Here is a 23,136-nt window from a genome sequence, read left to right as displayed (position 1 = left end):
ATGTCAGGCCGTTTGTCCGCGATTGAAATTCCGTGAAATCCCAGCTCCGCGCCCTGATCGAGCCGCTCGTCGAGCAGGCCATTGCCGCCCTGCGCGCCGATGGCACGCTGCCTGCTGACTTCGCCATGCCCGCCTTCACTGTCGAGCGCCCGAAGGACCGCAGCCATGGCGATGCGGCGACCAACGCGGCGATGCTGCTGGCCAAGCCGGCGAAATCGAACCCGCGCGCGATCGCGCAGGCGCTGATCGACGCGCTGCCGGTCAACGATTCGATCGCGTCTGTCGAGATCGCCGGCCCCGGTTTTCTCAACTTCCGCCTGAGCGCGAATGTGTGGCGCGACCAGCTGGTCGCCGTGCACACGCAGGGTGATGCCTTCGGCCGCAACGACAGTGGCGCCTCGCAGACCGCGGGCGTGGAATACGTCTCGGCGAATCCGACCGGCCCGCTGCATGTCGGCCACGGCCGCGCGGCGGTGATCGGCGACTGCATCGCGCGCGTGCTCGATGCCAACGGCTGGCACGTCAAGCGCGAGTTCTATTACAACGACGCCGGCGTGCAGATCGAGAATCTCGCCCGCTCCACCCAGGCGCGTGCCAAGGGCTTCAAGCCCGGCGATACCGCCTGGCCGGCCGACGCCTACAACGGCGACTACATCGGCGATGTCGCGCGTGCGTATCTCGATGGCGCGACGGTCGAGGTCGACGGCCACACGGTCGCGGGCGTCAACGATGCCGACGATCTCGACGCGATCCGCCGCTTCGCCGTGGCTTGGCTGCGCCGCGAGCAGAACGCGGATCTCGCTGCATTCGGTGTCGGCTTCGACGTGTATTTCCTCGAGTCGTCGCTGTATGCCGACGGCAAGGTGGAAGAGACCGTGCGCGAGCTCGTCGCCCACGGCCACACCTACGAGGAAGGTGGTGCGCTGTGGCTGCGCAGCACCGACTACGGCGACGACAAGGACCGCGTGATGCGCAAGTCCGACGGCACCTATACGTACTTCGTGCCGGACGTGGCCTATCACCTGTCGAAGTGGCAGCGCGGCTACACGCGTGCGATCACCGAACTCGGCGCCGACCACCACGGCTCGCTGGCGCGCGTGCGCGCGGGATTGCAGGCACTCGATGCCGGCATTCCGCAGGGCTGGCCGGAATACGTGTTGCACCAGATGGTCACGGTGATGCGCGGCGGCGAAGAAGTGAAACTCTCCAAGCGCGCCGGCAGCTATCTGACGCTGCGCGATCTGATCGACGAGGCCGGCCGCGATGCGACGCGCTGGTTCCTGGTCGCGCGCAAGCCCGATTCGCAGCTGGTGTTCGACATCGATCTGGCGCGCAGCCAATCGCTCGACAACCCGGTCTACTACGTGCAGCTCTCGCACGCGCGCATCTGCGGCCTGCTGCGCAAGCTCGATGAAGCCGGTCTGGCGTTCGATCTGCAGAGCGGCCTGGCGCAGTTGCCGGACATGACAGACATCGCGTTGCGCGACGTGCTGATCGATCTGTCCCGGTGGCCGGAAATCGTGGCCACGGCGGGCGCGCAGCTTGAACCCCACCTGATCGCGACCTATCTGCTGGAGCTGGCACAGGGCTTCCAGACGTACTACAACGATCACCAGTTCCTGGTCGACGACGCCGACGTGCGCGATGCCCGTCTGGCGCTGGCCACTGCAGTGCGACAGGTACTGCGCAACGGCCTCACGCTGCTCGGCGTGCAGGCCCCGGAGGCGATGTAATGGCGGCACGACGCGGCAAGACCCAGGCCCGACGCAACGGCGGCAGTTCCGGCGGATTGCCGGGCTGGGCGTGGATGATCATGGGCGTGGTACTCGCGCTGGGCATCGTGCTGGCGGTGCCGCGCCTGCTCAAGTCCGACTCACAGGACGGTTTCTTCCGTCCCAGTCCGAACCCCGACGCACAACCGGCGGTCAGCACCACGGATGCGGACGCGGAACCCGAACTGCCAACACCGGCCGGTCAGCGACCGCGCGCCGCAGCCAACCAGCAGGGCGGGTCGACCGACTATGATTTCTACACGATGCTGCCCGAGCAGGAAGTCCCGATGACGGACGCCGAACTCGCTGCGAGCACCCGCGCCGAGGCCCAGCGCCAGCAGCGCGCCGAGGCGCAGCAGCAGGCGCTGCAGGCCCAGCATCCCGATGCCGCCGACATGGCCGGCGGTACGACGACCGGCCCGCAGCCGCTGCCGGAACAACGTCCGACGACACCCGCGCAGCCGACCACCACTGCGCCTGCCACTGCAGCCAGCACCGCGCCTGCCGAGGCCAGCGATGCCCGTTACATCCTGCAGGCCGGCTCATTCAGCGCCTCGGGCGACGCCGAAGCCCTGAAGGCCCGCATCGCCCTGCTCGGCCTGACCGCACGCGTGGAATCCGGCGAAGCCGCCGGCCGCACCGTCTACCGCGTCCGCATGGGCCCCTACGGCACCGCGACCGATCTGGCGGAAGCCAAGCAGAAGCTCGGCAACGGCGGTTTGCCGGCGTTGGCGATCAAGGCGCAGTAAGCAGGCGACTTCGCCGATGGCGGACTGATTGAACACCTCTCCCTTCGGGAGAGGTCGGCGCGCAACGCGCGTCGGGTGAGGGCTGACTTTCATGACGTCCGGTCGTCGCCTGTTGTACGGCGATCGGGACTGCCCCCCTCCCCACACCGCCGCGAGCGTCCGACCCCTCACCCCAACCCCTCTCCCAAGGGGAGAGGGGCTTAGGCGGACCGCCCGCATCGCAGAACGCCGCCCAAGCCCGGAGCCCCATTCCGTGCCTTCCGTCCCATCCGGATCGCAGCCCACGCGATCCGCCTGCGGACAATGGAGGCTCAAGGGAGGAAGGGCGCCATGACCATCGAAGCGGCACTGATCAAACCCGTCGTCGACGTGCTGCTGGCGCTGTTCCAGCAGGGCAGCGATCTGAAGCTGAAGCACAACGCGCAGGCGTCGGTGCGCGAGGCGATCCGCGAGTTGCTGCAGGCCAATCCGGACGAGAACCGGGCCGTGGCGCGGATCGCGATCGCGCGTGCGGCCGGCATCCTGTCCGAAGACGTGGTGTTGGCCGAGGACATGCTGCAGAAGCATCGCGCGACCCGGGCGCGGACACGCGGCAAGTCGACGACCGGTCGGCGGCGCGTGCCGAGCGAACCGGTCGAAAGCGGAACACCCGCGATCAAACCGCCGGGGAAACCGACACCCGGCACTCCGACATCACACTGAGCCTGCAAGGCTCGTCTATCCCTCTTCCGGAGCCTGCCCATGGCCGGCGTCCTCGTGTTCGCGGCAATGAGTGTGTTGTGGTGCCTGAGCGAACTGTGGATCGGGCTGCGCCATCGCGCGTCCAACCGCAGGCGTGATGCCGGCTCGCTGGCGCGACTGGTGCTGGTGATCGGCGGCTGCGTGACCGTGGCGATGCTCGTGTCGATCTGGCCACCGGGCCGGTTTCCGCCGGCCTGGCAGCCCACCCTGCTGTGGGGCGGCTGCACGCTGATGCTCGCCGGCATGCTGTTCCGCTGGTGGGCGATCCATGTGCTGGCCGAACACTTCACGGTCGATGTCGCCATCGCGGCCGATCACAAGCTGATCCGCAGTGGTCCCTACCGGCAGCTGCGCCATCCCTCGTACACCGGACTGCTGATGACGTTCGCAGGGTTTCTGTGCGTCCTCGGCAGCTGGCTGGCGCCGCTGGTCGTCGCTGCGCCGTTGTGGTTCGCGCTGCGCGGGCGCATCCGCATCGAGGAAGCCGCGCTGTCGGCAGCCTTCCCGATCGACTATCCCGAATACGCACGCACCACGCGCCGCCTGCTGCCCAGGATCTGGTGAGCGGCCGGCGCGGGAACGCCACCGGGTAAGCTGTACCACCCGCACGTTGCCGACCCCGCATGACCACCCAGCCCACGACCGCCCTCAGCGATTCCGAACTCGACCGGCTGGATGTGCTGCTCGACCGCTGCACCGATCCCGAAACCGGCCTCGGCAATCTGGAAATGCTCGATGGTTTCCTGTCCGCGCTCGCGGTCGGTCCGGTCGACGTCGAACTGCCAACGGTGTTTCCAGCGATCTGGGGCAGCGGCGAGGTACCACGCCGCGACGAGCGCCAGACCCGCGAAGCCGAGGCGCTGATCACCCGGCTGGCGGCTGAAGTCGAACAGCGCATCCGCCACGATCCTTCGGAAGCGACCGATCGCGAAGCGCTGATGCCGCTGCTGGGTCTGCCGCCCGAATCCGAAGGCGACGACGACAAGGCCGACGGCGCCGATGCGCTCGACGGCATCCCCGAGGATTTCCCGTTCGCCGCCGCCTGGGCCGCGGGCTTCCTGCGCGGCGCCGCGCAGTTCGAAGAGGACTGGGCGAAGTGGATGGAAGACCACGAGGCGATCGACAACGATCTGGGCGTGATCACGCGCCTGGCGATCGTCGACCCGGCGCAGCTCGCCGATGCGGAGATGACGGCCGAGGAGATGCTGACCCTCGACGAGCGCTTCGACCTGACCTATGACCTGCCGGACATGCTCTACGACATGTACCTGCAGCGTCTGCACGACCGTCGACCGGCGCCGGCCAAGCGCGCCGACGTGCCCGGCCGTAATGACCCCTGCAGCTGCGGCAGTGGCAAGAAATACAAGAAGTGCTGCGCGGACCAGGCGTCCGAGTGAGCCGCAGTCCGACGCGTCACGCGCGCGTCGAGATCACCCCATCCCGCTTCGATCCCGCGCCGCATGTCGGCGCGCACTGCGTCCAGGAGAGTCCGCCATGACCCGCACCATCCTCATCACCGGCGGCACCTCCGGTTTCGGCGCCGCCGCCGTCGCCCGCTTTCTCGCCGGCGGCTGGCGCGTGATCGCGACCGGACGCCGCGCCGAGCGCCTGCAGGCGCTGGTCGATGCGCACGGCAGCGAACGCTTGCACACGTGCGCGTTCGACATCCGCGACGAGGCCGCGATGCATGCCGCGCTCGATGCGCTGCCGGCGGAGTTCCGCGCCATCGACGTGCTGGTCAACAATGCCGGCCTCGCGCTCGGCACCGCGCCGGCGCAGCGCGCGGACCTCGCGCAGTGGCGGCAGATGATCGACACCAACATCACCGCGCTGGTCACGCTGACGCACGCATTGCTGCCGACGTTGATCGAACGCCGCGGCGCGATCCTCAACGTCAGTTCGATCGCCGGCAGTTATCCGTATCCCGGCGGCAACACCTACGGCGGCACCAAGGCCTTCGTCACCCAGTTCTCGCTGGGCCTGCGCAGCGACCTGCACGGCACCGGCGTGCGGGTGACCTCGATCGAACCGGGCCTGGCCGAAACCGAGTTCACCCTGGTGCGCACCAGCGGTGACCAGGGCGCCTCCGACACGCTCTATGCCGGCACCCAGCCGATCGTCGCCGCCGACATCGCCGAGACGCTGTGGTGGGTCGCCAACCTGCCGCCGCACCTCAACATCAACCGGCTCGAGGTGATGCCGGTCAGCCAGTCGTTCGCGGGCTTCCAGATCCATCGCGAGGGCTGAAGGAACGCGAGGCCGCGCGCACATGTGGCCTCGCTACACTCGTGATGCGCATGCTCGCGCGTCCCGCCGACAAGGCGTCGTCATGTTCCGGAGCCTCTGCACCACGGCCCTGCTCGTCCCGCTGCTGATTGTCTCCACGACCGCGTCGGCCAATCCGGAGGTGGACCGCATGTTCGCCGAGCAGGACGCCAATCGCGATGGTGTGATCGACCAAGCCCAAGCCCGTGCGGAAGCGACGCGGGTGTTCCGCGCACTCGACGTGAACCGGGACGACGAGCGCGTGATCGCCGAACTCGACCCGCAGATCGCGAGCGGCAGCCCGGGCGGCGACGGGTTTCCGCCGGATATCCACGTCGTGCTGCGACAGGCCACGATGCAGCTCCGGGATGTCGACGGCGACGGCCGGATCACGCGTGCCGAACTCCAACAGGCCTTCGTGGACGGCCTGCTGAAGGCCGACCACGACGGCGACGGCAAGATCACGCGGGCGAAACTGATCCGCATGCACCAGGGTGTCGTCTCGCCGGCACGTTGAAGCAGGCGCGGTGCATCGCACGCGCGGCGATGCACCCGGCAGCCTTACTGCAGCGGCGCCCAGACGAAGCTGCCTTCGCGGCGCACGATCCGGCCCAGGCCCGGATACGGGAAATGCGGCGAGGCCACGGTCACGTCGCTGTCGGCCAAGCGCGCCAGCAAGGCTTCGCGGCTGGCCTCGGCGACCGGCGCGTCGCCGTCGAACGCGATGGTCCAATCCGGACGCTGCACCGAGACCGCGAAGTGGTGCGCGGCGTCGCCGATGTAGAGCAGGCGCGCGTCGCCGTCGACGATCTCGTAGGCGCTGTGGCCCAGCGTGTGGCCTTCGACCGGAATCGCGGTCACCCCGGGCACGACTTCGGCGCCCGGCGCGAAGGCATCGACGCGCGGCGAGATCGCCGCGACCAGCGCGGCGTTCGCAGACTCGGCCTGCACCGCCTGCCACTCCGGCGCCGACAGGTGCACGGTCGCGTTGGCGAACAGGGCTTGGCCGGCGCCATCGGTCAGACCGCCGACGTGGTCGGGATGCGCGTGGCTGATGAAGATGTCGGTGACCTGCGCCGGCTCGACGCCGGCCGCGCGCAGCGACGCGGGCAGGCGGCCGGCATCGGCGAAGTCTGCATCGCCGGCGCCGGTGTCGAACAGCAGCACCCGATCGCCGCTGCGCACCAGCAGCGCCTGCACGCCCAGATGCACGGTGTCGGTCGGCTCACCGGCCTGTGTCAGCACCGCATCAACCTCGGGCTTGGGGATGCCGACGGCGAGCGTCTTGCCATCGTTGGGCACGCGGATGTCGCCGTCGCGCAGCATCACCGCGTCGAGGCTGCCGATCCTGAAGCGGTGCACGTCGGCGCTGTCGCTGGCGGGCGGGGTGTCGGCCGTGGTCATCGGCGGCGGCGGGGCATCGACGGTGGCCGGTGGCGGCGCAGGGTCGGCACAGGCCGCGAGCACGGCGGCGAGCGCGAGGGTCAATACGGCACGGGTGGGGTCGAAGCGACGCATGGCGGATCTCCTGTCGACGTGGAACGCGGCAAGCCGCGATAGCGCCGCAGCATAGACCCAACATCGACACCTGATTGCCGGCTCCGACGGGCTGCTGCATCCCATCAGGACGCAAAGGCATGGCGATGCGTGCAGAAAATTCCTATACGACGACGCGGCCCTGCGCGCGCAACCGTATTGCTAATGTGTCCGCCACACCAACGGCAGGACGCCATCGTCATGAAACGTCTCTGTGTCGCGACGTTCGCGTCGCTGTTGCTGCTCGGCACGACGCTGGCCCAGGCCAACCCGCGCGGTGCTGCCCATGTCGAGTCCATGTTTCGCACTATTGATACGAATCGTGATGGCGTGATCACGATCGCCGAGAGCCATGTCGCGATCGAAGCGGAGTTCCGCAAACACGATCTCGACAAGGACGGCCTGTGGAGTTATGCGGAAGTGCGCAAGCAGCAGCTCGATGCTGGCGCCTCGCAGCTCCCGCCCGATCTACAGGCGAAGGTCATCGCCGGCGTATTCGCCGGCTACGATGTGGACGGCGACCGACGTATCACCCTCGCGAATTACCGCCAGGTACAGACGGCCTTCCTGCTGCAGGCCGACTTCGACAAGGATGGCCAGGTGACGCTGCGCGAAGCGCGCCAATTGCATGGCGTGGACGCGCCCTGAACCCCCGGCGCGTCACTCCAGCGGCGTGTCGTCCAGATAGGTGTAGCCGGTGAGCCCGGCTTCCAGCGCATCCTTGAGCCGCTGCGATTCGTCCGCCGCCAGCGCGGCATCGTCGACCAGCGCGGTGTAGCGCGCGCGCAGGTCGGCCAGCTTGTAGCCCACGTAATCGAGCATCACGTCGGTGGTGTCGCCGCGGCGCTGCTGCACGACCGTGATGCCGTCGCCCTGGATCTTCACTTCCACCGCGTCGGTGTCGCCGAACAGGTTGTGGATGTCGCCGAGGATTTCCTGGTAGGCGCCGACCATGAAGAAGCCCAGCCGGTACTGCTCGCCCTTGCGCAGCGGATGCAGCGGCAGCGAGGTGTCGAGATCCTCGTTCTCGACGTAGATGTCGATCTTGCCGTCGGAATCGCAGGTTAGATCGGCGATCACGCCGCGCCGCTCGGGCATCTCGTTCAGGCGCTCGATCGGCACGATCGGGAACACCTGGTCGATCGCCCAGACATCCGGCATCGACTCGAACACGCTGAAGTTGACGAAGTACTTGTCGACCAGGCGCTCGTTGAGTTCGTCGAGCAGCGGCCGGTGGCTCTTCTCGTCATAGCTCAGCCGCGCGCGCACCGCGTGCGCGATCGCATAGAACAGGTCGTCGATCCGGGCGCGATGGGTCAGGTCGAGCTGGCCGAGCGCGTACAGCGCCAGGCCTTCGGCATGATGGTGCTGCGCCTCGTGGAACAGCTCGACCGCCGGACGCGAGGTCAGTTCGGCATGCAGCTCGCGCAGGTTCGCGACCACGGCCGGCTCGTCGTCGTGCACGTCGGGCACGCGGCCTTCCGGCGCGCGCTCGACTTCGGACACATTGGCGACCAGCACCGCATGGTGCGCGGTCATCGCGCGGCCGCATTCGGTGACGATGCGCGGCGGTGTGAGGCCATGCTCGGCGCAGGCCTGGGCCAGCGGTTGCACGATCGAACCGGCGTACTGGCGGATGCCGTAGTTGACCGAGTTGTAGCTGCGCGAGCGCGTGCCTTCGTAGTCGACGCCGAGTCCGCCGCCGACGTCGACGTGGCTGATCGTCGCGCCGAGTTTGGTCAGCTCGACGAAATAGCGCACTGCCTCGCGCATGCCGTTGGAGATGTCGCGGACGTTGGAGATCTGCGAGCCCATATGGAAATGCAGCAGCTGCAGGCAGTCGGCCATGCCGGCGTCGCGCAGCTTCTTCCACAGGTCCAGCAGCTGGCGCGGATTGAGGCCGAACTTGGCCTTGTCGCCGCCGCTGTTCTGCCACTTGCCGGCGCCGAGCGAGGCCAGCCGCATGCGCACCCCGAGACCCGGCTTGACGCCGAGCGCGGCGGCTTCTTCCATCACCAGCGCGAGTTCGGACGGCTTCTCGACGACGATGAAGGTCTGCAGCCCGAGCTTGCGGCCGATCAGCGCGAGGCGGATGTATTCGCGGTCCTTGTAGCCGTTGCAGACGATCAGCCCGCCGGGCCGCGACAGCGCCAGCACCGCCATCAGTTCCGGCTTGCTGCCCGCTTCCAGACCGAAGCCGTCACCGTGGTGCGTGGCCAGCGTGCCGGCGACGCCCTGGTGTTGGTTGACCTTGATCGGATAGACGGCCGTATAGCCGCCCGGGTAGTCCCACTCGGCCTGGGCCTGCGCGAACGCCTCCTGCAGCCGCGCGAGGCGGTCGCCGAGGATGTCGGGAAAGCGCACCAGCATCGGCAGCTGTGCGCCGTTCGCGCGCGCGGCATCGACCGCCTCGGGCAGCGCGATCGACGGGCCGTGCTTGCCGCGCGGCGAGACCACGATGCGGCCGGCGTCGTCGACGTCGAAATACCCCTCGCTCCAGTGCGGGATCGAGTAGGTCTTGCGGGCGAGGTCGGTGGACCAGGCGGTCATCGGCGGCATTCCGGGCGGGCGTGAAGGCCGCATAGTCTAGGGTCTGCCGCCCGAACCTGCGGTGACACCGGCCGGGCAACGCTCAGAGGGCCTGTCCTTTCCCCTTCTGGTAGACCGGCTCGGCGCACAGCCGCCGGACCTGCTTCGCCACTGCCGCGGCCTCGCTGCCGGTGAACACGGTGTGGCTGCCCGGCAGATGCAGGTCTTCCGACAGCGCGCGCAGGCCGGCGGCCTCGCTGGCGACGGAGCCGCGCCAGTCCGGCAGCAGCACGTAGTGCGCGGACGCTTCGACCATCGCGACCTGTTTGCGTGCCAGCCACGCGCGCGTGACGCGTTCGTGGCCGGCGAGTGTGGCGGTCAGGCGTCCCAGGGCAGCGGTGTCGAGATCGTGCGGCTGCAGCGCATCGCCATCGACGACTGCATCGCGATCGCGCAGATCGTCGGCGCGCGGGGCGAGTGCGTCGCGCAATTCGGCGATCTGACCGGCCGTGTGGGCATCAACGTCGGGATCGCGCAGCAGCGCCTTCAGCGCATCGCCGATTGGCCCGACCGCGCCCGCATCGCGCGCGACGGCTTGACGGAGATGCTGGATGCCGTCGACATCACCCGCCTGCAGCTCGCGCACTCCGAGCCGGAACGCGGCCATCGCACTGTCCGGATGCGCGGCGTGCGCACGGGCCAGCACCGGCAGCGGATCGCGATCGATCTCGACGGTTTCGAACAGACGCGCGTGTTCGACGGCCTCCTCGGCAGAGCGCACCGACATGCTGTCGAGCTCGCGGAATCGCGCACGATCGTTCGCGGCCGCCGTATGCAATGCCTGCCATTCGGTTTTCAGCTGCGCACGCCAGTGCTGGTCCAGTTCGCGTTCAATGCCATCGAGCGCATCGCCCAGCCACGCCGCTGCAGGTTCGCCGCGCGGACGCAGCACCGCAGGCGCGCCCAGCGCGTCGAGGCGCCTCGCCAGCACCGGGTGGGTGTCGTAGGGATCGACGTCGCGATCGGCGATCGCGAGCAGGCGCGCCGGATCCGGATGGGGCGACGCCCGCAGCCCGTCGATCAACGGCGCGAGCAACTGCGCCGGCGGGTGCGACTGCACGCGGGCACGGGCCAGCACGCGCGGCCACAGGGTCGACTGCATGCGCCCGCTGCCGTGCTCGAGCCGCAGCAGCGCACTGGCCATCGCGTCCCTGTCGACGACCCGCGCCGCGGTCGCGTCGGCGCGGAACTCGTGCGTCCGCGCAAGCACGAAACTCCAGGCATCGAACAGGGGCGCGTACCACGCATAGAACCGCACGATTGGCATCGACAGCAGGAAGCCACTGCGCGACAGGCCATCGACCGCGCGGTACCAGGTGAAGCGCACCCGGTAGAGCCAGCCGGCGAGCCGGCCATGCTGTTCGCCGAAGTGCCCGAACTCGTGGGCGATCACCGCGGCGGCCTCGTCGCGATCAAGCAGCTGCAGCAAGGGCAGCCCCAGCACCAGGTAATGCCGATGCCCGGCGAGTCCCAGCAGGCGCGGCAAGCTGGCCGCGGCCGCATTGAGCTGGGTGTCGATGACGATGCCCGAGAGCGGCGGTGCACCGGTCGCCGCGCGTAGACGTTCGACTTCCGCGTGCAGCGCTGGCGCTTCGTGCGGGGCGAGCAATCGACCGGCCGGCACCTCGAAGCGCACCCACAGCGCGCGCACCAGCGCGGCAATGCCGGCGCCCGCGATCAGCAGCACGATCGCCAGCTGCGGTTCGAAGCGCACGCCCTGTACGAACACCCGCCATGCGATCGCCAGCGGCGCGGCGGCAAGCAGCAGCAACAGGCCGATCAGGAAGCCGTAACCCGCCAGCGCGAGCAGCAGCACGCGGACCAGATAGGCGCGCGGCGATGCGGCGGCGAAGCGTTCGAGACGCTGGACCCGCGCGCGATGGCGGGCAGTGGCGGCCTGCGCCGCGCGGCGATCTTCCATGGGCTCGGGCGGTGTCGGCAGGGGGTGCGGCGCAGTATCGCACCGCTCTGGACACGAAGCCGACACCTGGACTTCGCTACAATTTCGCCCCTCGCGCACGGCATCTCGACCAGAGGCCGACGCCCGATGCTCCCTTATCCGATTTGCAGGACACCTGATGACCGCGCCCAACTGGCTCTACGAAAACTTTGAACCCGCCGGCTCGGCCATCGGCTTTCGCGTCAACGCGAAGCTCGACGAAGTGCAGTCACCGTTCCAGAAGATCGAGATCTTTGAGTCGACCGACTGGGGCAACGTCATGCTCATCGACGGCGCGATGATGGTCACCACGCGCGACAACTTCCTCTATCACGAGATGATGTCGCACCCGGCGCTGTTCACCCACGCCGCGCCGAAGACCGTCGTGATCATCGGCGGCGGCGACTGCGGCACGCTGCGCGAAGTGCTGCGCCATCCGGGCGTCGAGAAGGCCGTGCAGTGCGATATCGACGAGCAGGTCACGCGCATGGCCGAGAAGTACTTTCCCGAGTTGTGCGAATCCAATAATGATCCGCGCGCCGAGATCCTGTTCGACGACGGCATCGCCTACATGGCGAACTGCGCGCCCGGCAGCGTCGACATCGTCATTGTCGATTCGACCGATCCGGTCGGCCCCGCCGAAGGCCTGTTCAACAAGGCCTTCTTCGAAAGCTGCCACCGCGCGCTGAAGGACGATGGCATCCTCGTCCAGCAATCCGAATCGCCGCTGGTGCTGTTGGATCTCATCCAGGCCATGCGCGCCGAGATGGGCAAGGCCGGGTTCACCACGTTCCAGACCCTGCCGTTCCCGCAGCCGTGCTACCCGACCGGCTGGTGGAGCTGCACGCTGGCGCGCAAGGGCCAGGGCTTCGACTTCCGCGAAGCCGACGCCCGCGCCAAGCCGTTCGAAACGCTGTACTACACCGCCGACATTCACAAGGGCGCGCAGTCGCTGCCGCCGTTCGTGGCGAAGGCGCTGGGCGAGGGCTGAAGCAGCGGCTCAGCAGCCGCAGCTGCCCGTCACTGGGCGGGCGATGCGCGCGCCGTCCTCGCGGACGACCGACAGGCGTCCGCGGAACTCGAAGTACTCGCACCCGTCGTTCTCGTAACAGGTGCGCGTGACGAAGCCGGCAAACCAGACGACGTAAGGCCCGCCCGCGAAGCGTGCATTGACCGGCATCCCGCACGACGCGCCCCAGACGTTCAATGCGCCGGTGACCATGGGCAGGACACGGTCCGCCCCGTCGAGCCGGAGCACAGCGGGCGCTCCGTCGTCCAGATCCTGCATCAGCAGCGGCGGTACGAAGTTTGAGACCCAGGGCTGTTCGCCCTCGGTGAGCGAACAGCCGCATTCGGAGTTGTGAATCGGCTGCGGGTCTATCCGCAACGGACCATTGGCTGCGTCGCTCGCACCGGCCAGCAGCGCGAGCAGCACGACATACCGATGAGCGCTAGAGCGCATCCCCGTCGAGCTCGCCGGTCCGGATCCGCACCGCGCGCTCGAGGTCGTAGACGAAGATCTTGCCGTCGCCGATCTTGCCCATGCCGGCCGACTTGAGAATGGACTCGACGACGTTGTCGACGATGTCGTCGGTCACCACGATTTCCAGCTTCACCTTCGGCAGGAAATCGACGACGTACTCGGCGCCTCGATAGAGCTCGGTGTGGCCTTTCTGGCGGCCGAAGCCCTTCACCTCGGTGACGGTGATGCCGTTGACGCCGACGTCGGCAAGCGCTTCGCGCACGTCGTCGAGCTTGAACGGTTTGATGATGGCCATGACCATTTTCATCGCATGGGCCTCCCCGGGTATGGATACCGATACAGGATACGCCACGCTCACGCGGCGCCCCACACCATCGCTGCAACCGCGGATTGCCGCGGCCCCATCTGCATGCTGTAGTGCCGCTCCGCGAGGCGCCGGGATTCCCCTACCGCGCCCCAAGGCCGCCGCTGACGGCATGCATAGAACTGCCGGGCGAGTCTGGCCATGCAACCAAGGACATTGTGATGATCGATCTGAACTCCGTCGACGAACTCGCCCGCCGCCTCAGCAGTCTGGTGCCGCCGGGCCTGCGTGAGAGCCGCGAAGAGATCCAGGAAAACTTCAAGGCCGTGCTGCAGTCGGGTCTGACCAAGCTGGATCTGGTGACCCGAGAGGAATTCGAAGTCCAGCGCGCGGTGCTGCTGCGCACACGCGAGAAGCTCGAAGCGCTGGAAGCGCAGGTGCGCCAGATCGAAGCCCAGTCGTCGCCCGCCAGCGGCGCGTCAACCGGTAACGCGAGCAATACCGCCCACTAGAGGACACGCCATGGGACTTGCGCTCGTGCACGGACGTGCGCGCGCAGGCATCCGCGCCCCCGAGGTCAAGGTTGAAGTGCATCTCGGCGGCGGTCTGCCGTCGATGTCGATCGTCGGGTTGCCGGAAGCCGCGGTACGCGAAGCCAAGGACCGGGTACGCGCCGCGATCCAGTGCGCGCAGTACGAATTTCCCGCGCGCCGCATCACCGTCAATCTCGCACCGGCCGATCTGCCCAAAGGCGGAGGCCGCTTCGATCTGCCGATCGCGCTCGGCATCCTCGCGGCAAGCGGGCAGATTCCCGCCGAGCCGTTGCGCGACTGGGAATTCGTCGGCGAGCTCGGCCTGACCGGTGAACTGCGTGCGATCGATGGCGCACTGCCGGCGGCACTCGCCGTCGCCGGCACCGGACGCGCGCTGCTGGTCCCCGCCGCGAATGGCGCCGAAGCCGCGCTCGCCTCGGGTGTGGCCGTCCATACCGCCCGCACGTTGCTCGAAGTCTGCGCGATGTTGGGCGGGCAGAAGTCATTGCCGCAGGCGGTACCACCACCGCAACGCGAGGTGCCGACGACGGACTTGCGCGATGTACGCGGCCAGGCGCAGGCGCGGCGCGCGCTGGAGATCGCAGCGGCAGGCGGGCATCACTTGCTGCTCGTCGGACCGCCCGGTTGCGGCAAGACGCTGTTGGCGTCGCGACTCCCCGGTCTGCTGCCACCCGCAAGTGAAGCCGAGGCGCTCGAAACCGCCGCGGTCCTGTCGGTCAGTGGCCGTGGACTGGACCCGACGGCCTGGCGGACGCGCCCATTTCGCAATCCGCACCACACGGCCAGCGCGGTGGCGCTGGTCGGCGGTGGCGCCGAACCGCGCCCCGGCGAAATCTCGCTGGCGCACAACGGCGTGCTCTTTCTCGACGAACTTCCCGAATGGCAACGCCATGCACTGGAAGTCCTGCGCGAGCCGCTGGAGTCTGGCGTCGTCACGATCTCGCGCGCCGCGCGCCAGAGCGAATTTCCAGCGCGTTTCCAACTCGTGGCGGCCATGAATCCGTGCCCCTGTGGCTGCACTGGTTACATGCACTTGCGCAGTCGCACCCTATACATGGTGAATTGATGACACTAAGATCCCAGGCAATCCCAGGCTTGTGGGGCTTAGAGATTGTCGACTCGTAGCAACAATAGTTCGGCCAGATCGCGGCCAAGCGGCGATGGCTAGCCTCGTCCTAATTAACTACTTGCCGTGGCGCGCCGAGCTACAAGGCGGTCGCGTGAAATGGGAGCGCTCTGCATCTAGGCCAGTGCCAGCTCTTCCTCAGATCTGTTGGACGGATGGCAGCACGTGGGGTGAAGCCAATCTCTGGGCACTTCATCAAGCGACCTCGCAAAAGAAAGATCTGGCAACTGTTACCAGATCGATGTCGCACTTAGCTGCCTACGCAAAGTGGCTAGAAGCAGAGAGCATCCATTGGTGGCACTTCCCCGCACGCGAAAGTGAAAGATGCCTAAACCGCTTTCGAGGCGCACTCGTTTCTGCTCGTAATGACGGCGAGCTGGCGCCCTCCACTGCGGCACAACGGATGGCTACCGTTGTCCGGTTCTACAGATGGCTGAAATCCACAAAGCTGCTTTCGGCTCAGTGGCCTATGTGGAACGAACGTCAGATAGGCATCCGATTGAAAGACGGCTTCGGCTTTGAGCACACCCTGCGCGTCACAAGCACTGATCTTTCAATTCCAAATCGCAGACCCGCAGGTAGCTTGACGGTAGAAGAAGGCCTTCTTCCAGTCTCGATCGACCAGATGAATGAGATATTGCGTTTTGCTAGGCGTGCGGCAAGCGAAGAGACCTGGCTGATGCTTCTGCTCGGTTTCCGCTCTGGCCTCCGCATCGGCACCATAGCGGATCTGAAGGTGCAGACCCTGACAAATGCATCCGTTGACCCCATCGTAGGATGGCACCGAATTGCGGTTGGACCGGGCGCTAGGCCGCCGGTTGCAACAAAATTCGGTGTCAGCGGCATGGTCCCCATCTTGGATGATGTACTTGATGAGATTCGAAGGTATTCGACAAGCACTAGGCGCCTCAAACGCCAAGCGTTGGCAGAGGAGGAAGATCGAGACCTCGTTTTCCTAAATCGGTTTGGTCAACCCTATGGCTCAGATGAAAGCCGAGCCATTAACGTGGCTATGTCTCGCCTCAGAAGCCAGGGAAGATCGGAAGGGGTGGGTATCCTTCGTGATTTCCACTTCCACCGTACTCGAGCGACCTTTGCGACAGAGCTGATGAGGGCCGCCCTAAGCTGTATGTCTGCCCGTGACGCAATTGATCTAGTTCGAGAGTCGTGCCTCCATCGCGACGAGGCTACAACCTTTCGATACGTCAAGTTCATCGAGCGTACCGCAGCAATGGCTGAGGCCGCTGACGCCTTCACCGAAGCCTTTCTAGGCCTCGCGAGAGGCCAGGTTGCGCTACGTGCCTGATACGACACGAACTGATCTGACTTTCCCGCAGTTGAGCTACGGGACTCATCAGACAGAGTGGGATTTTCAGGTCCTTCTTTACAAAGGGGCTGCAGCTGCACGACGAGATAAAGCTCTTCTGTTGATTAAAGATGGAATCTACGGCGAGCCGCAGGTCGCACGTGCCGAACTAGTCACAAGTCTTCATCACGAAATTTCAGCAAACTTAGCCCGTGGCTGTTCACCCCACTTTGTCATCTCAAAGTTAAATGCCATTTGGAGATTTATAAAGTGGGCGGACCTATCTGACTCAGAAATCACCGGCGACTCAATCAAGCTCTCATTTATTGGCTGGACTGAATATCTTCTAGAACGGGTTCATCTGCATAAGAATCTCAGCCCGCAGGTCGCATACTGCCTTGCTAGGAGGGTTGCTGACATCGTAGCTCGCTCAATTGGGTTTCGGGGTCCAAATCCAGCTAGCTGGTTGGTCCGCATGACCCGCTTACGCAACAATTCCAGCAGGAAGGTGCTTGGCAATCAAGCTGACAAGGCCAACCTGGAAGAAACATTCGAGTTCGGTAATTTTCTAGCTGATGTCTGTAGCGGGCTCACCGTAGAGGTGGTCCGCGGCGCTCTTCCTGTCACTCTGCCGCTCAGGACCGGGCAGACGCTCTTAATTGCAGGCCTCCTGAAGAACCTAGGCACCGACCCCGAGACCTTTACCGGTGTTAAGAAGCAGCGTTTAGAAGTCTCGAGAGCGCCATTGAACGAGGGCGACAGCGTCGTCGACGATAATCGACGCACTCGCCTTCTGACGCTTCGCGTCGAGGCAGAACTCTTAATCTTCATTGCTCAAAGCGCTATGAATCTGGCGCAGGCGGCCAGCCTTCGCAGGGAGAGCTACCGGTGGCAGTCTGAGGGCGAAGACATCGTTGCGTATCGGGTCTACAAAGGTCGTCGTGGTGGCGAAGCTGTCTTCCGCTGTTTCAGAGCTTATCGCGAACACTGGAAGAATTACCTTTCTTGGCTAGATGAAACAGGCCTTAGTGAGGCGAGCGACAAGCTATTTCCATTTGTCTCTACGAGGCAAATTCCACCACAGCACGCGCTGCCGACTTTCCAAGCAATTCGCTTTTCGACAGGTCAACTCGGCTTGGCTCGTTTCGGCCCAAGATCCCTGAGAAAAGCTCGTGTCAACTGGTTGTTACGACATAGCGGCAGCCTCGCATTGACTGCTGATATGGCCGCTCACTCGAGGCAAACTCTGCTACGCCACTACGAGGAGCCGCATCACCAGCGAGCAGCCGTCGAGATATCTAGATTTCATGTTAGGTCCGACCCAAACGTTGAATCTCCCGGACCAGGATTTTGCGTTGCGTCTGGGCAAATTCCGATCGCCACTCCCGGATCAGCTGTTGATGCACCTGCACCGGACTGTATAAGCCCGGAGGGCTGCCTCTTTTGCGACCATCATCGAGATGTGTTGAGCGCGGACTACTGTTGGAAGCTTGCTTCACACGCCCATCTGAAGGTTCTTGAGGTGTCACTGTACAAGCCCGACGCGACAGGCTCGGTTCACCCTGGAGTTCGTGTGATCGAACGCATCAATCTGAAACTAAATGAGATCGCTGCCGGAAGCGAGGTTCAGGCCCACTGGGTTAGTGATGCCCGCGATTCGGTACGCGCGGGGCGTTACCACGCTTCGTGGGAAGGCCACATCCAGCTTTTCGAGATCCTCGGATGATCCCCAGCTCATTGCTAAGTGGTTATCAGATTGGATGTGGCCAAGTCTCGACGGCCGCCGATAATTTTATGCCCAAGACGTGGCCGCCTGCACTCGATTTTCCCGTCGTAATCGACGCGCTGGGCAACGTGGTGTCCAGGTACGGTGACTCCATATGGAATTTTACTCCACTGTCAGATGTGTCCTGCATCCTGAACTTCGGCGATAGAAAAAGAACCGGGGTGAGAGTTGACCCGGAGAACGCAGACGTCTTTCGTTTGATCACAGCGTGGTGGATCTGGGGACCAAGAGGCTGCCCCACTCCAAGGTCGCTGAAGAACCGGCATGAGGCGATAACGCCGCTCTTTGTTGCGTGCACTGAAGCCGGAATCTGTGCAACTGATCTCTACCGGTACCCTAAGGTAATCGAAGAGCTTGCGGCCAGGCTGCCCCGCTCCACTTGCGCGGCAATCTTTTCAAAGTTGACAGATTTACTCGCGGCTCGTGATTCGCTCGGCTTTGTGATTCTTGATGAGGCGGGACTTGCGTTGTTGGCCAGTCTAATTCCCGAGCGAGTTAGCCTGCAGACCGCTTACATTCCGCCGCGCATTTGGACCTATCAAGTTGGACGCCTTCGCGAGTGTCTTGATGACTATATCGAACACCAAGCCAAGTTTGAGAAGTGCTACCGCTTCTGCTTAGCAGCCTATGAAGAGAGCTACGGCGGATCGTTTTCAAACAGAGTCAGAGCGGATAAAAGCTTTAAATCGCCTTTCAACCCCCAGATGTTTAACCGAAATTTCAATGGCAATTCTTACGGCCCGTTTTGTCTTACTGCGCGCCGATTTGGAATAGAAGACCTCTTGGAACGCTGGGTCAACACTGGGTATTCCGGCATCAAGGCGCTTTCAAGTTACATGACCCTTATATGCCGCGTGGGTCTACTTTACGTACTTAATTTTTCCTTGATGCGGATTGACGAGGGGTTTTCTCTGCGCGCAGGTTGCTTTCGCATCGAGCGGGATGATGTCAATGAGGATATTTGCATCTTGTCTGGCTCCACTACAAAGACAGTTCAGGATGCGACCGCTCAGTGGATCGTTTCTCCGAGCGTCGAGGTTGCCATACGTGCAATGACCTCCATCGCGCGCCTCCGCTTGGAGGCGGCGATGAAGGATCCGAGTGTGGAACTTTCGAAAGTAGATAAGAGCAATCCCTTGCTACAGTCGTGGGCTTACGAGCCTTGGAGCCCCAGCCCGCAAGACAAGCCCACCAGAAAGACAACCGTGTCTTACGCTCAGGTGTCCGAGACTTATCCAAAATTGTTTGACAAGGAGCGGTTGCGAATCACGGCAGCTGACCTTGAGGTTGCTAGGCAGATCACCTTTAATCTGGATCCTCAGAGGTTTTCCGTTGGCGTGATCTGGCCCCTCGCCAATCATCAGCTACGTAGGACCGGGTCAGTCAACATGCTAGCCTCAGGGCTGGTCTCTGACAGCAGCTTGCAGTACCAACTCAAGCATGCAAGCCGTGCAATGTCTCGATACTACGGCCAGAACTATTACCGCTTAAGCAGCAGTTTTGATGAAGAAGCTAGAGGCGTCTATCTCAAAGAGATGTACCGCAGCCTGGTGAGTCAGTTTAAAGACTTGGCTTCGGATCGCTTCATCTCTCCGTACAACGAGAAGCGAAAGGCACAGATATTGTTGCCTATCTCTGGTGCGGATCATGCAGGCCTGATCGAGCATGCCCGCGCTGGGCGGATTAGTTATCGAGAGAACTTTTTGGGCGGCTGTGCAAAGCCAGGCATCCCCTGCGAACTGGGTGGCATCAGCAATGTGAGTGGATGCATGGGGCACAGTTTGGAGAAGCCCTGTGAGTTCTTGCTACTCGACCGAGAGAAGAGAGCGCTGATAGACGAGCTACGAGACCTCCTCGGAACACGACAAAGTCACGCCACTAAAGGGTCACCACTCTGGCTATCATTACAGGCGCAGATCGAATCCACAGAGCGTGCAATTGATGCCCTCGACAACATTTAGCCCTGGTGTGGGGCGCGCTGAGGCGCGATTCAGAGAAGCTCTGGAACGGCTTAAGGTAGGCAAGCCGATTCGGGTACGAAAGGGATCTAAGATAAGCCAGAACAATGTCGCGAAGGAGGCGGGCGTCGATCCTTCGGCACTGCGTAGATCGCGCTTTCCCACCTTGGTTGATGAAATCCAACAGTGGATTGCTTCCTATGGCAGCGCTCCTCCCAACCCTACGCCTCGCCAGCAGGTCTTGGCTGGCCGGTCACGCAATCGTGATCTACGTAAGCAGATTGAAGACCTCAAGATGCAGCGCGACGACGCTCTTTCCAAGTTAGTCGATGCAGAGTCTCGCATTCTGTACTTAGCTTTGGAGAACGAACGACTAGTGGCACTTGGGCCGAGGACCAATGTAGCTCCATTGCGACCTGCACAGTCTGGCAAGTAGACCGTACCTGCTGAACTTCACGCGGGACTACAGTAGATGCCTGCCCCGTTTGCTGTCGCGCCTTCTCCCTTCGGCTGCTGGTGTCACGGCGCTGCTCTATCGGCATAGATCTCGCAATGGAGATCTAGCTCCTCAGTCCTCTCGGCATCTTGTTCTGCTGCCTCGCTGTGCCCCGTAGAGACTGAGAAATGCCCCCATGGCGCCTCGGTTACGCAACGCCTCAGCAGGGACTTCTTTGCCAAGTTGGAGGCCGAGATCCAACGCATACTTGATCTGGGCAGCTGTCGGGAGCCTACGATCTGGCTTTGCATAGGGGAGGAGAGCCTGCACGAGTGCTGTTGCAGCGGCCGACCCGACACTGCCATCAACATCTCGAGCTAAGGCTAGACCCACGACATCGCGCAGCTCCTCCATCAACCCAGGGGGAACGAACAGTCGAAAGGTCTCTTGATGTCCCAGGATCTCGATCATCGGCGAGTGTATGATACTTTAAAGAAGCCTACCTTTAAGGGTGTGACCTTAAAAGTAGCAAGATCGTTACCGTCGCCGGATGAACGACGGGACTTCACAGGCTGCATTGGGGCTCGCTCTTCGCGCGAAGCGCGAGGCCGCGGGCTACAGCCAGGAGTCTTTCGCGGATCTGATCGACATGCATCGCGCGTATTACAGCGCGATCGAACGTGGAGGAAAGAACGTTACGTTGAGCACCTTGCTCAGGATTTGCGATGGGCTTCACATCAAAGCTGCCGAACTCATGCTCAGCGCAGGTCTGTAGCGGAGCACCAGATCCACTTGATGGTTCGCGCCTCTTTTGCACTCGGGTTCACTGATGATGTGCCAGAACATCGATATTGGCGACGTCTACATGCTCGCTGCCTTCTTAGTGCTCGGTTGCGTCGTTCTAGCAGCGTTTGTTGCGCTATGGGCTTTTTGGCAGAACGGGCGATCCGGCAGATAGTCCTGTGCGTTTCTTCCAGTGTCCACACCCCTATCAGAGGTTGAAGTTCGATTGGCCCACAAAAGGAAATCTCGGCTTGATTCGTCGTTGAAGCTAACTTCGAGTCGGTTTTCATCCTTGGATGCTGACGAGCGTTCTCAGCTAAGCAACAATGACCGAGTAGCACGCATGCTGTCGGCGACCGAAATCGATCGACTTCGGACCCGGGCTAATGAGTTGGTGGCGCGCTATGGAGATAGCGGGCTGGGAGTTGAGACTTCACCAGAAGTCAGATCATCGCGAATAGATGTGGATCAGTAAGAAACCTCTTTCCGCTCGGTGGGGCTTCGACGTCCCCGCTTTCAGCAGCGGGTCTGTTTGGAGTCCGGGCTCATCGTAGCGGCTTGGCCGCCAGCTGTTTTGCATAGGCGGTGGGCGTCAGTCCGCCGATGCTTTTTTTGGGTCTGTCCTCGTTGTATTCCCTGCGCCAGCGCTCGATCTCGGTGCGCGCGTGCAGCAATGTCAGGAACCAGTGCTCGTTGAGGCACTCATCACGCAGGCGTCCGTTGAAGGACTCGATGTAAGCGTTCTGATTCGGTTTTCCCCGCTGGATCAGGCGCAACGCGACACCACGCTCATGTGCCCAGCTCAACATCGCCTCACCGCAAAATTCCTTCCCGTTGTCGGTCCGAATCACCTTTGGCAGGCCACGGCTGAGCGTCAGACGATCCAACACACGACTGACGCCATGGCCCGAGATCGCACGCTCGACATCGATGGCCACGGCCTCGTGGCTCGCGTCGTCCACGATTACCAGACACTTGATGACGCGACCATCGGCCGTGCGATCGAAGATGAAGTCCATCGACCACACTTCGTTGGCGGGCGACCGGACGGATCAGCGGTTGCCGCTCGCCCATCGGCACCTTCTTGCGCTTGCGCCGCCGCACCTGCAGCTTCGCCTGCTGATACAACCGCTCCACGCGCTTGTAGTTCACGATGTGGCCGCCTTGCCGCAGCTTGAGGTAAATCATTCCTACGCCGTAGCGCTTATGCCGATACGCCAAGCCCTGGATCTGCGCCCGCAGTTCGATATTGCGATCCGGGCGAGACGTGTAGCGAAACGCGCTGGCACTCATGCCCACCACGCGCAGGGCGTGTCGCTCGCTCAACCCTTTGCCTGCCATGTAGCGCACCTGCTCGCGTCGGGCTGGTGCGCTCACCATTTTTTTCGCAGCACGTCCTTGATCACTTCGTTCTCGAGGACCTGCTCAGCCAGCAGCTTCTTCAACCGTGCGTTCTCGGTCTCCAGTTCCTTCAGCCGCTTGGCCTCGGACGCGTTCATGCCGCCGAACTTGCTGCGCCAAAGGTAGTACGACGCCTCGCTGAAGCCGTGTCGACGGCACAGTTCCTTGACCGGCAGGCCGGCCTCGGCCTCACGCAGGAAGCCGATGATCTGTTCTTCGCTGAAACGCTTCTTCACGTCCAATCTCCTTCTCGTTGGGGATTGGACTCCAAAGCAGCCTGCTACTCAATTGCGGGGGAACGTCGCTGTGCCGCGCTTATGCCGCACGCGGGGGGGGGGGGGGCATACAGATCGATCGTAAGATTTTCCCTATAGCCTGTGGGACCATCGGCAGCTATAAGGGGGTTAT

Annotated in this window: 19 protein-coding genes and 2 pseudogenes; 15 read left to right on the top strand and 6 right to left on the bottom strand. The window is 63.7% G+C overall.

Features of this window, described 5'->3' with window-relative positions; genetic code table 11:
• Positions 1-32 precede the first annotated feature (32 nt).
• The 7 genes from argS (at position 33) to J2X52_RS01605 (ending at position 6,044) form a co-directional block, all read left to right on the top strand.
• Complete coding sequence (gene argS, locus J2X52_RS01635) at positions 33-1,733, top strand: arginine--tRNA ligase (protein WP_310147741.1); 1,701 nt, start codon at positions 33-35, stop codon at positions 1,731-1,733.
• Positions 1,733-2,521 (top strand): SPOR domain-containing protein, encoded by a 789-nt coding sequence (locus J2X52_RS01630; protein WP_310147739.1) that lies wholly within the window; start codon positions 1,733-1,735, stop codon positions 2,519-2,521. Before argS ends, J2X52_RS01630 begins: the two co-directional genes overlap by 1 nt.
• A gap of 330 nt (positions 2,522-2,851) precedes the next feature.
• On the top strand, positions 2,852-3,223 hold the full coding sequence (locus J2X52_RS01625; RefSeq protein WP_310147737.1) for a hypothetical protein: 372 nt from the start codon (positions 2,852-2,854) through the stop codon (positions 3,221-3,223).
• Positions 3,224-3,262: 39 nt separating this feature from the next.
• Positions 3,263-3,826: an isoprenylcysteine carboxylmethyltransferase family protein gene (locus tag J2X52_RS01620; RefSeq protein ID WP_310147736.1), complete on the top strand. Its 564-nt coding sequence runs from the start codon at positions 3,263-3,265 to the stop codon at positions 3,824-3,826.
• A 59-nt stretch (positions 3,827-3,885) separates the two neighbouring features.
• Positions 3,886-4,659: a UPF0149 family protein gene (locus J2X52_RS01615; protein WP_310147734.1), complete on the top strand. Its 774-nt coding sequence runs from the start codon at positions 3,886-3,888 to the stop codon at positions 4,657-4,659.
• Between the two features lie 97 nt (positions 4,660-4,756).
• Positions 4,757-5,509, top strand: coding sequence for an SDR family NAD(P)-dependent oxidoreductase (locus J2X52_RS01610; RefSeq protein WP_310147732.1), 753 nt, complete (start codon positions 4,757-4,759; stop codon positions 5,507-5,509).
• A gap of 82 nt (positions 5,510-5,591) precedes the next feature.
• Positions 5,592-6,044: a hypothetical protein gene (locus J2X52_RS01605; RefSeq protein WP_310147730.1), complete on the top strand. Its 453-nt coding sequence runs from the start codon at positions 5,592-5,594 to the stop codon at positions 6,042-6,044.
• A 44-nt stretch (positions 6,045-6,088) separates the two neighbouring features.
• Here the strand turns inward: J2X52_RS01605 and J2X52_RS01600 are convergent, their stop codons facing one another.
• The gene (locus tag J2X52_RS01600) at positions 6,089-7,045 is read right to left on the bottom strand and encodes an MBL fold metallo-hydrolase (RefSeq protein WP_310147729.1); all 957 of its coding nucleotides are present in this window, start codon (positions 7,043-7,045) and stop codon (positions 6,089-6,091) included.
• A 219-nt stretch (positions 7,046-7,264) separates the two neighbouring features.
• Between J2X52_RS01600 and J2X52_RS01595 the strand changes: the two genes are divergently transcribed.
• A complete protein-coding gene (locus J2X52_RS01595) occupies positions 7,265-7,711 on the top strand; it encodes an EF-hand domain-containing protein (RefSeq protein ID WP_310147727.1) in 447 nt (148 codons plus the stop codon).
• Between the two features lie 12 nt (positions 7,712-7,723).
• Here the strand turns inward: J2X52_RS01595 and speA are convergent, their stop codons facing one another.
• Together speA and J2X52_RS01585 are read right to left on the bottom strand one after the other, a co-directional pair.
• Positions 7,724-9,613, bottom strand: coding sequence for an arginine decarboxylase (gene speA / locus J2X52_RS01590; protein WP_310147725.1), 1,890 nt, complete (start codon positions 9,611-9,613; stop codon positions 7,724-7,726).
• 82 nt (positions 9,614-9,695) lie between these two features.
• Positions 9,696-11,573 (bottom strand): M48 family metalloprotease, encoded by a 1,878-nt coding sequence (locus tag J2X52_RS01585; protein WP_310147723.1) that lies wholly within the window; start codon positions 11,571-11,573, stop codon positions 9,696-9,698.
• Between the two features lie 157 nt (positions 11,574-11,730).
• Between J2X52_RS01585 and speE the strand changes: the two genes are divergently transcribed.
• Positions 11,731-12,582, top strand: coding sequence for a polyamine aminopropyltransferase (speE, locus tag J2X52_RS01580; protein ID WP_310147721.1), 852 nt, complete (start codon positions 11,731-11,733; stop codon positions 12,580-12,582).
• A gap of 9 nt (positions 12,583-12,591) precedes the next feature.
• Here the strand turns inward: speE and J2X52_RS01575 are convergent, their stop codons facing one another.
• Together J2X52_RS01575 and J2X52_RS01570 are read right to left on the bottom strand one after the other, a co-directional pair.
• Positions 12,592-13,026, bottom strand: a complete 435-nt coding sequence (locus tag J2X52_RS01575; protein ID WP_310147719.1) for a hypothetical protein — start codon at positions 13,024-13,026, stop codon at positions 12,592-12,594.
• Between the two features lie 16 nt (positions 13,027-13,042).
• The gene (locus J2X52_RS01570) at positions 13,043-13,381 is read right to left on the bottom strand and encodes a P-II family nitrogen regulator (RefSeq protein ID WP_310147717.1); all 339 of its coding nucleotides are present in this window, start codon (positions 13,379-13,381) and stop codon (positions 13,043-13,045) included.
• Between the two features lie 218 nt (positions 13,382-13,599).
• Between J2X52_RS01570 and J2X52_RS01565 the strand changes: the two genes are divergently transcribed.
• From J2X52_RS01565 to J2X52_RS01540, 6 genes and pseudogenes are all read left to right on the top strand, one after another.
• Positions 13,600-13,890 (top strand): accessory factor UbiK family protein, encoded by a 291-nt coding sequence (locus tag J2X52_RS01565; RefSeq protein ID WP_310147716.1) that lies wholly within the window; start codon positions 13,600-13,602, stop codon positions 13,888-13,890.
• 10 nt (positions 13,891-13,900) lie between these two features.
• Positions 13,901-14,947 (top strand): annotated as a pseudogene (locus J2X52_RS01560) (YifB family Mg chelatase-like AAA ATPase); the annotation flags it as partial.
• Positions 14,948-15,461: 514 nt separating this feature from the next.
• Positions 15,462-16,364, top strand: a complete 903-nt coding sequence (locus J2X52_RS01555) for a tyrosine-type recombinase/integrase (RefSeq protein ID WP_310147714.1) — start codon at positions 15,462-15,464, stop codon at positions 16,362-16,364.
• Positions 16,357-18,090, top strand: coding sequence for a hypothetical protein (locus J2X52_RS01550; RefSeq protein WP_310147712.1), 1,734 nt, complete (start codon positions 16,357-16,359; stop codon positions 18,088-18,090). Before J2X52_RS01555 ends, J2X52_RS01550 begins: the two co-directional genes overlap by 8 nt.
• A 68-nt stretch (positions 18,091-18,158) precedes the next feature.
• A complete protein-coding gene (locus tag J2X52_RS01545) occupies positions 18,159-20,111 on the top strand; it encodes a hypothetical protein (RefSeq protein WP_310147709.1) in 1,953 nt (650 codons plus the stop codon).
• Between the two features lie 983 nt (positions 20,112-21,094).
• Positions 21,095-21,319: a helix-turn-helix transcriptional regulator gene (locus J2X52_RS01540; RefSeq protein ID WP_310147707.1), complete on the top strand. Its 225-nt coding sequence runs from the start codon at positions 21,095-21,097 to the stop codon at positions 21,317-21,319.
• Positions 21,320-21,872: 553 nt separating this feature from the next.
• Here the strand turns inward: J2X52_RS01540 and J2X52_RS01535 are convergent.
• Positions 21,873-22,964: pseudogene (locus J2X52_RS01535) on the bottom strand (IS3 family transposase).
• Between the last annotated feature and the right edge of the window lie 172 nt (positions 22,965-23,136).

Source organism: Luteimonas sp. 3794 (assembly GCF_031456825.1).
GTDB lineage: Bacteria > Pseudomonadota > Gammaproteobacteria > Xanthomonadales > Xanthomonadaceae > Luteimonas.
This window is presented reverse-complemented; position numbering and strand designations above follow the sequence as displayed.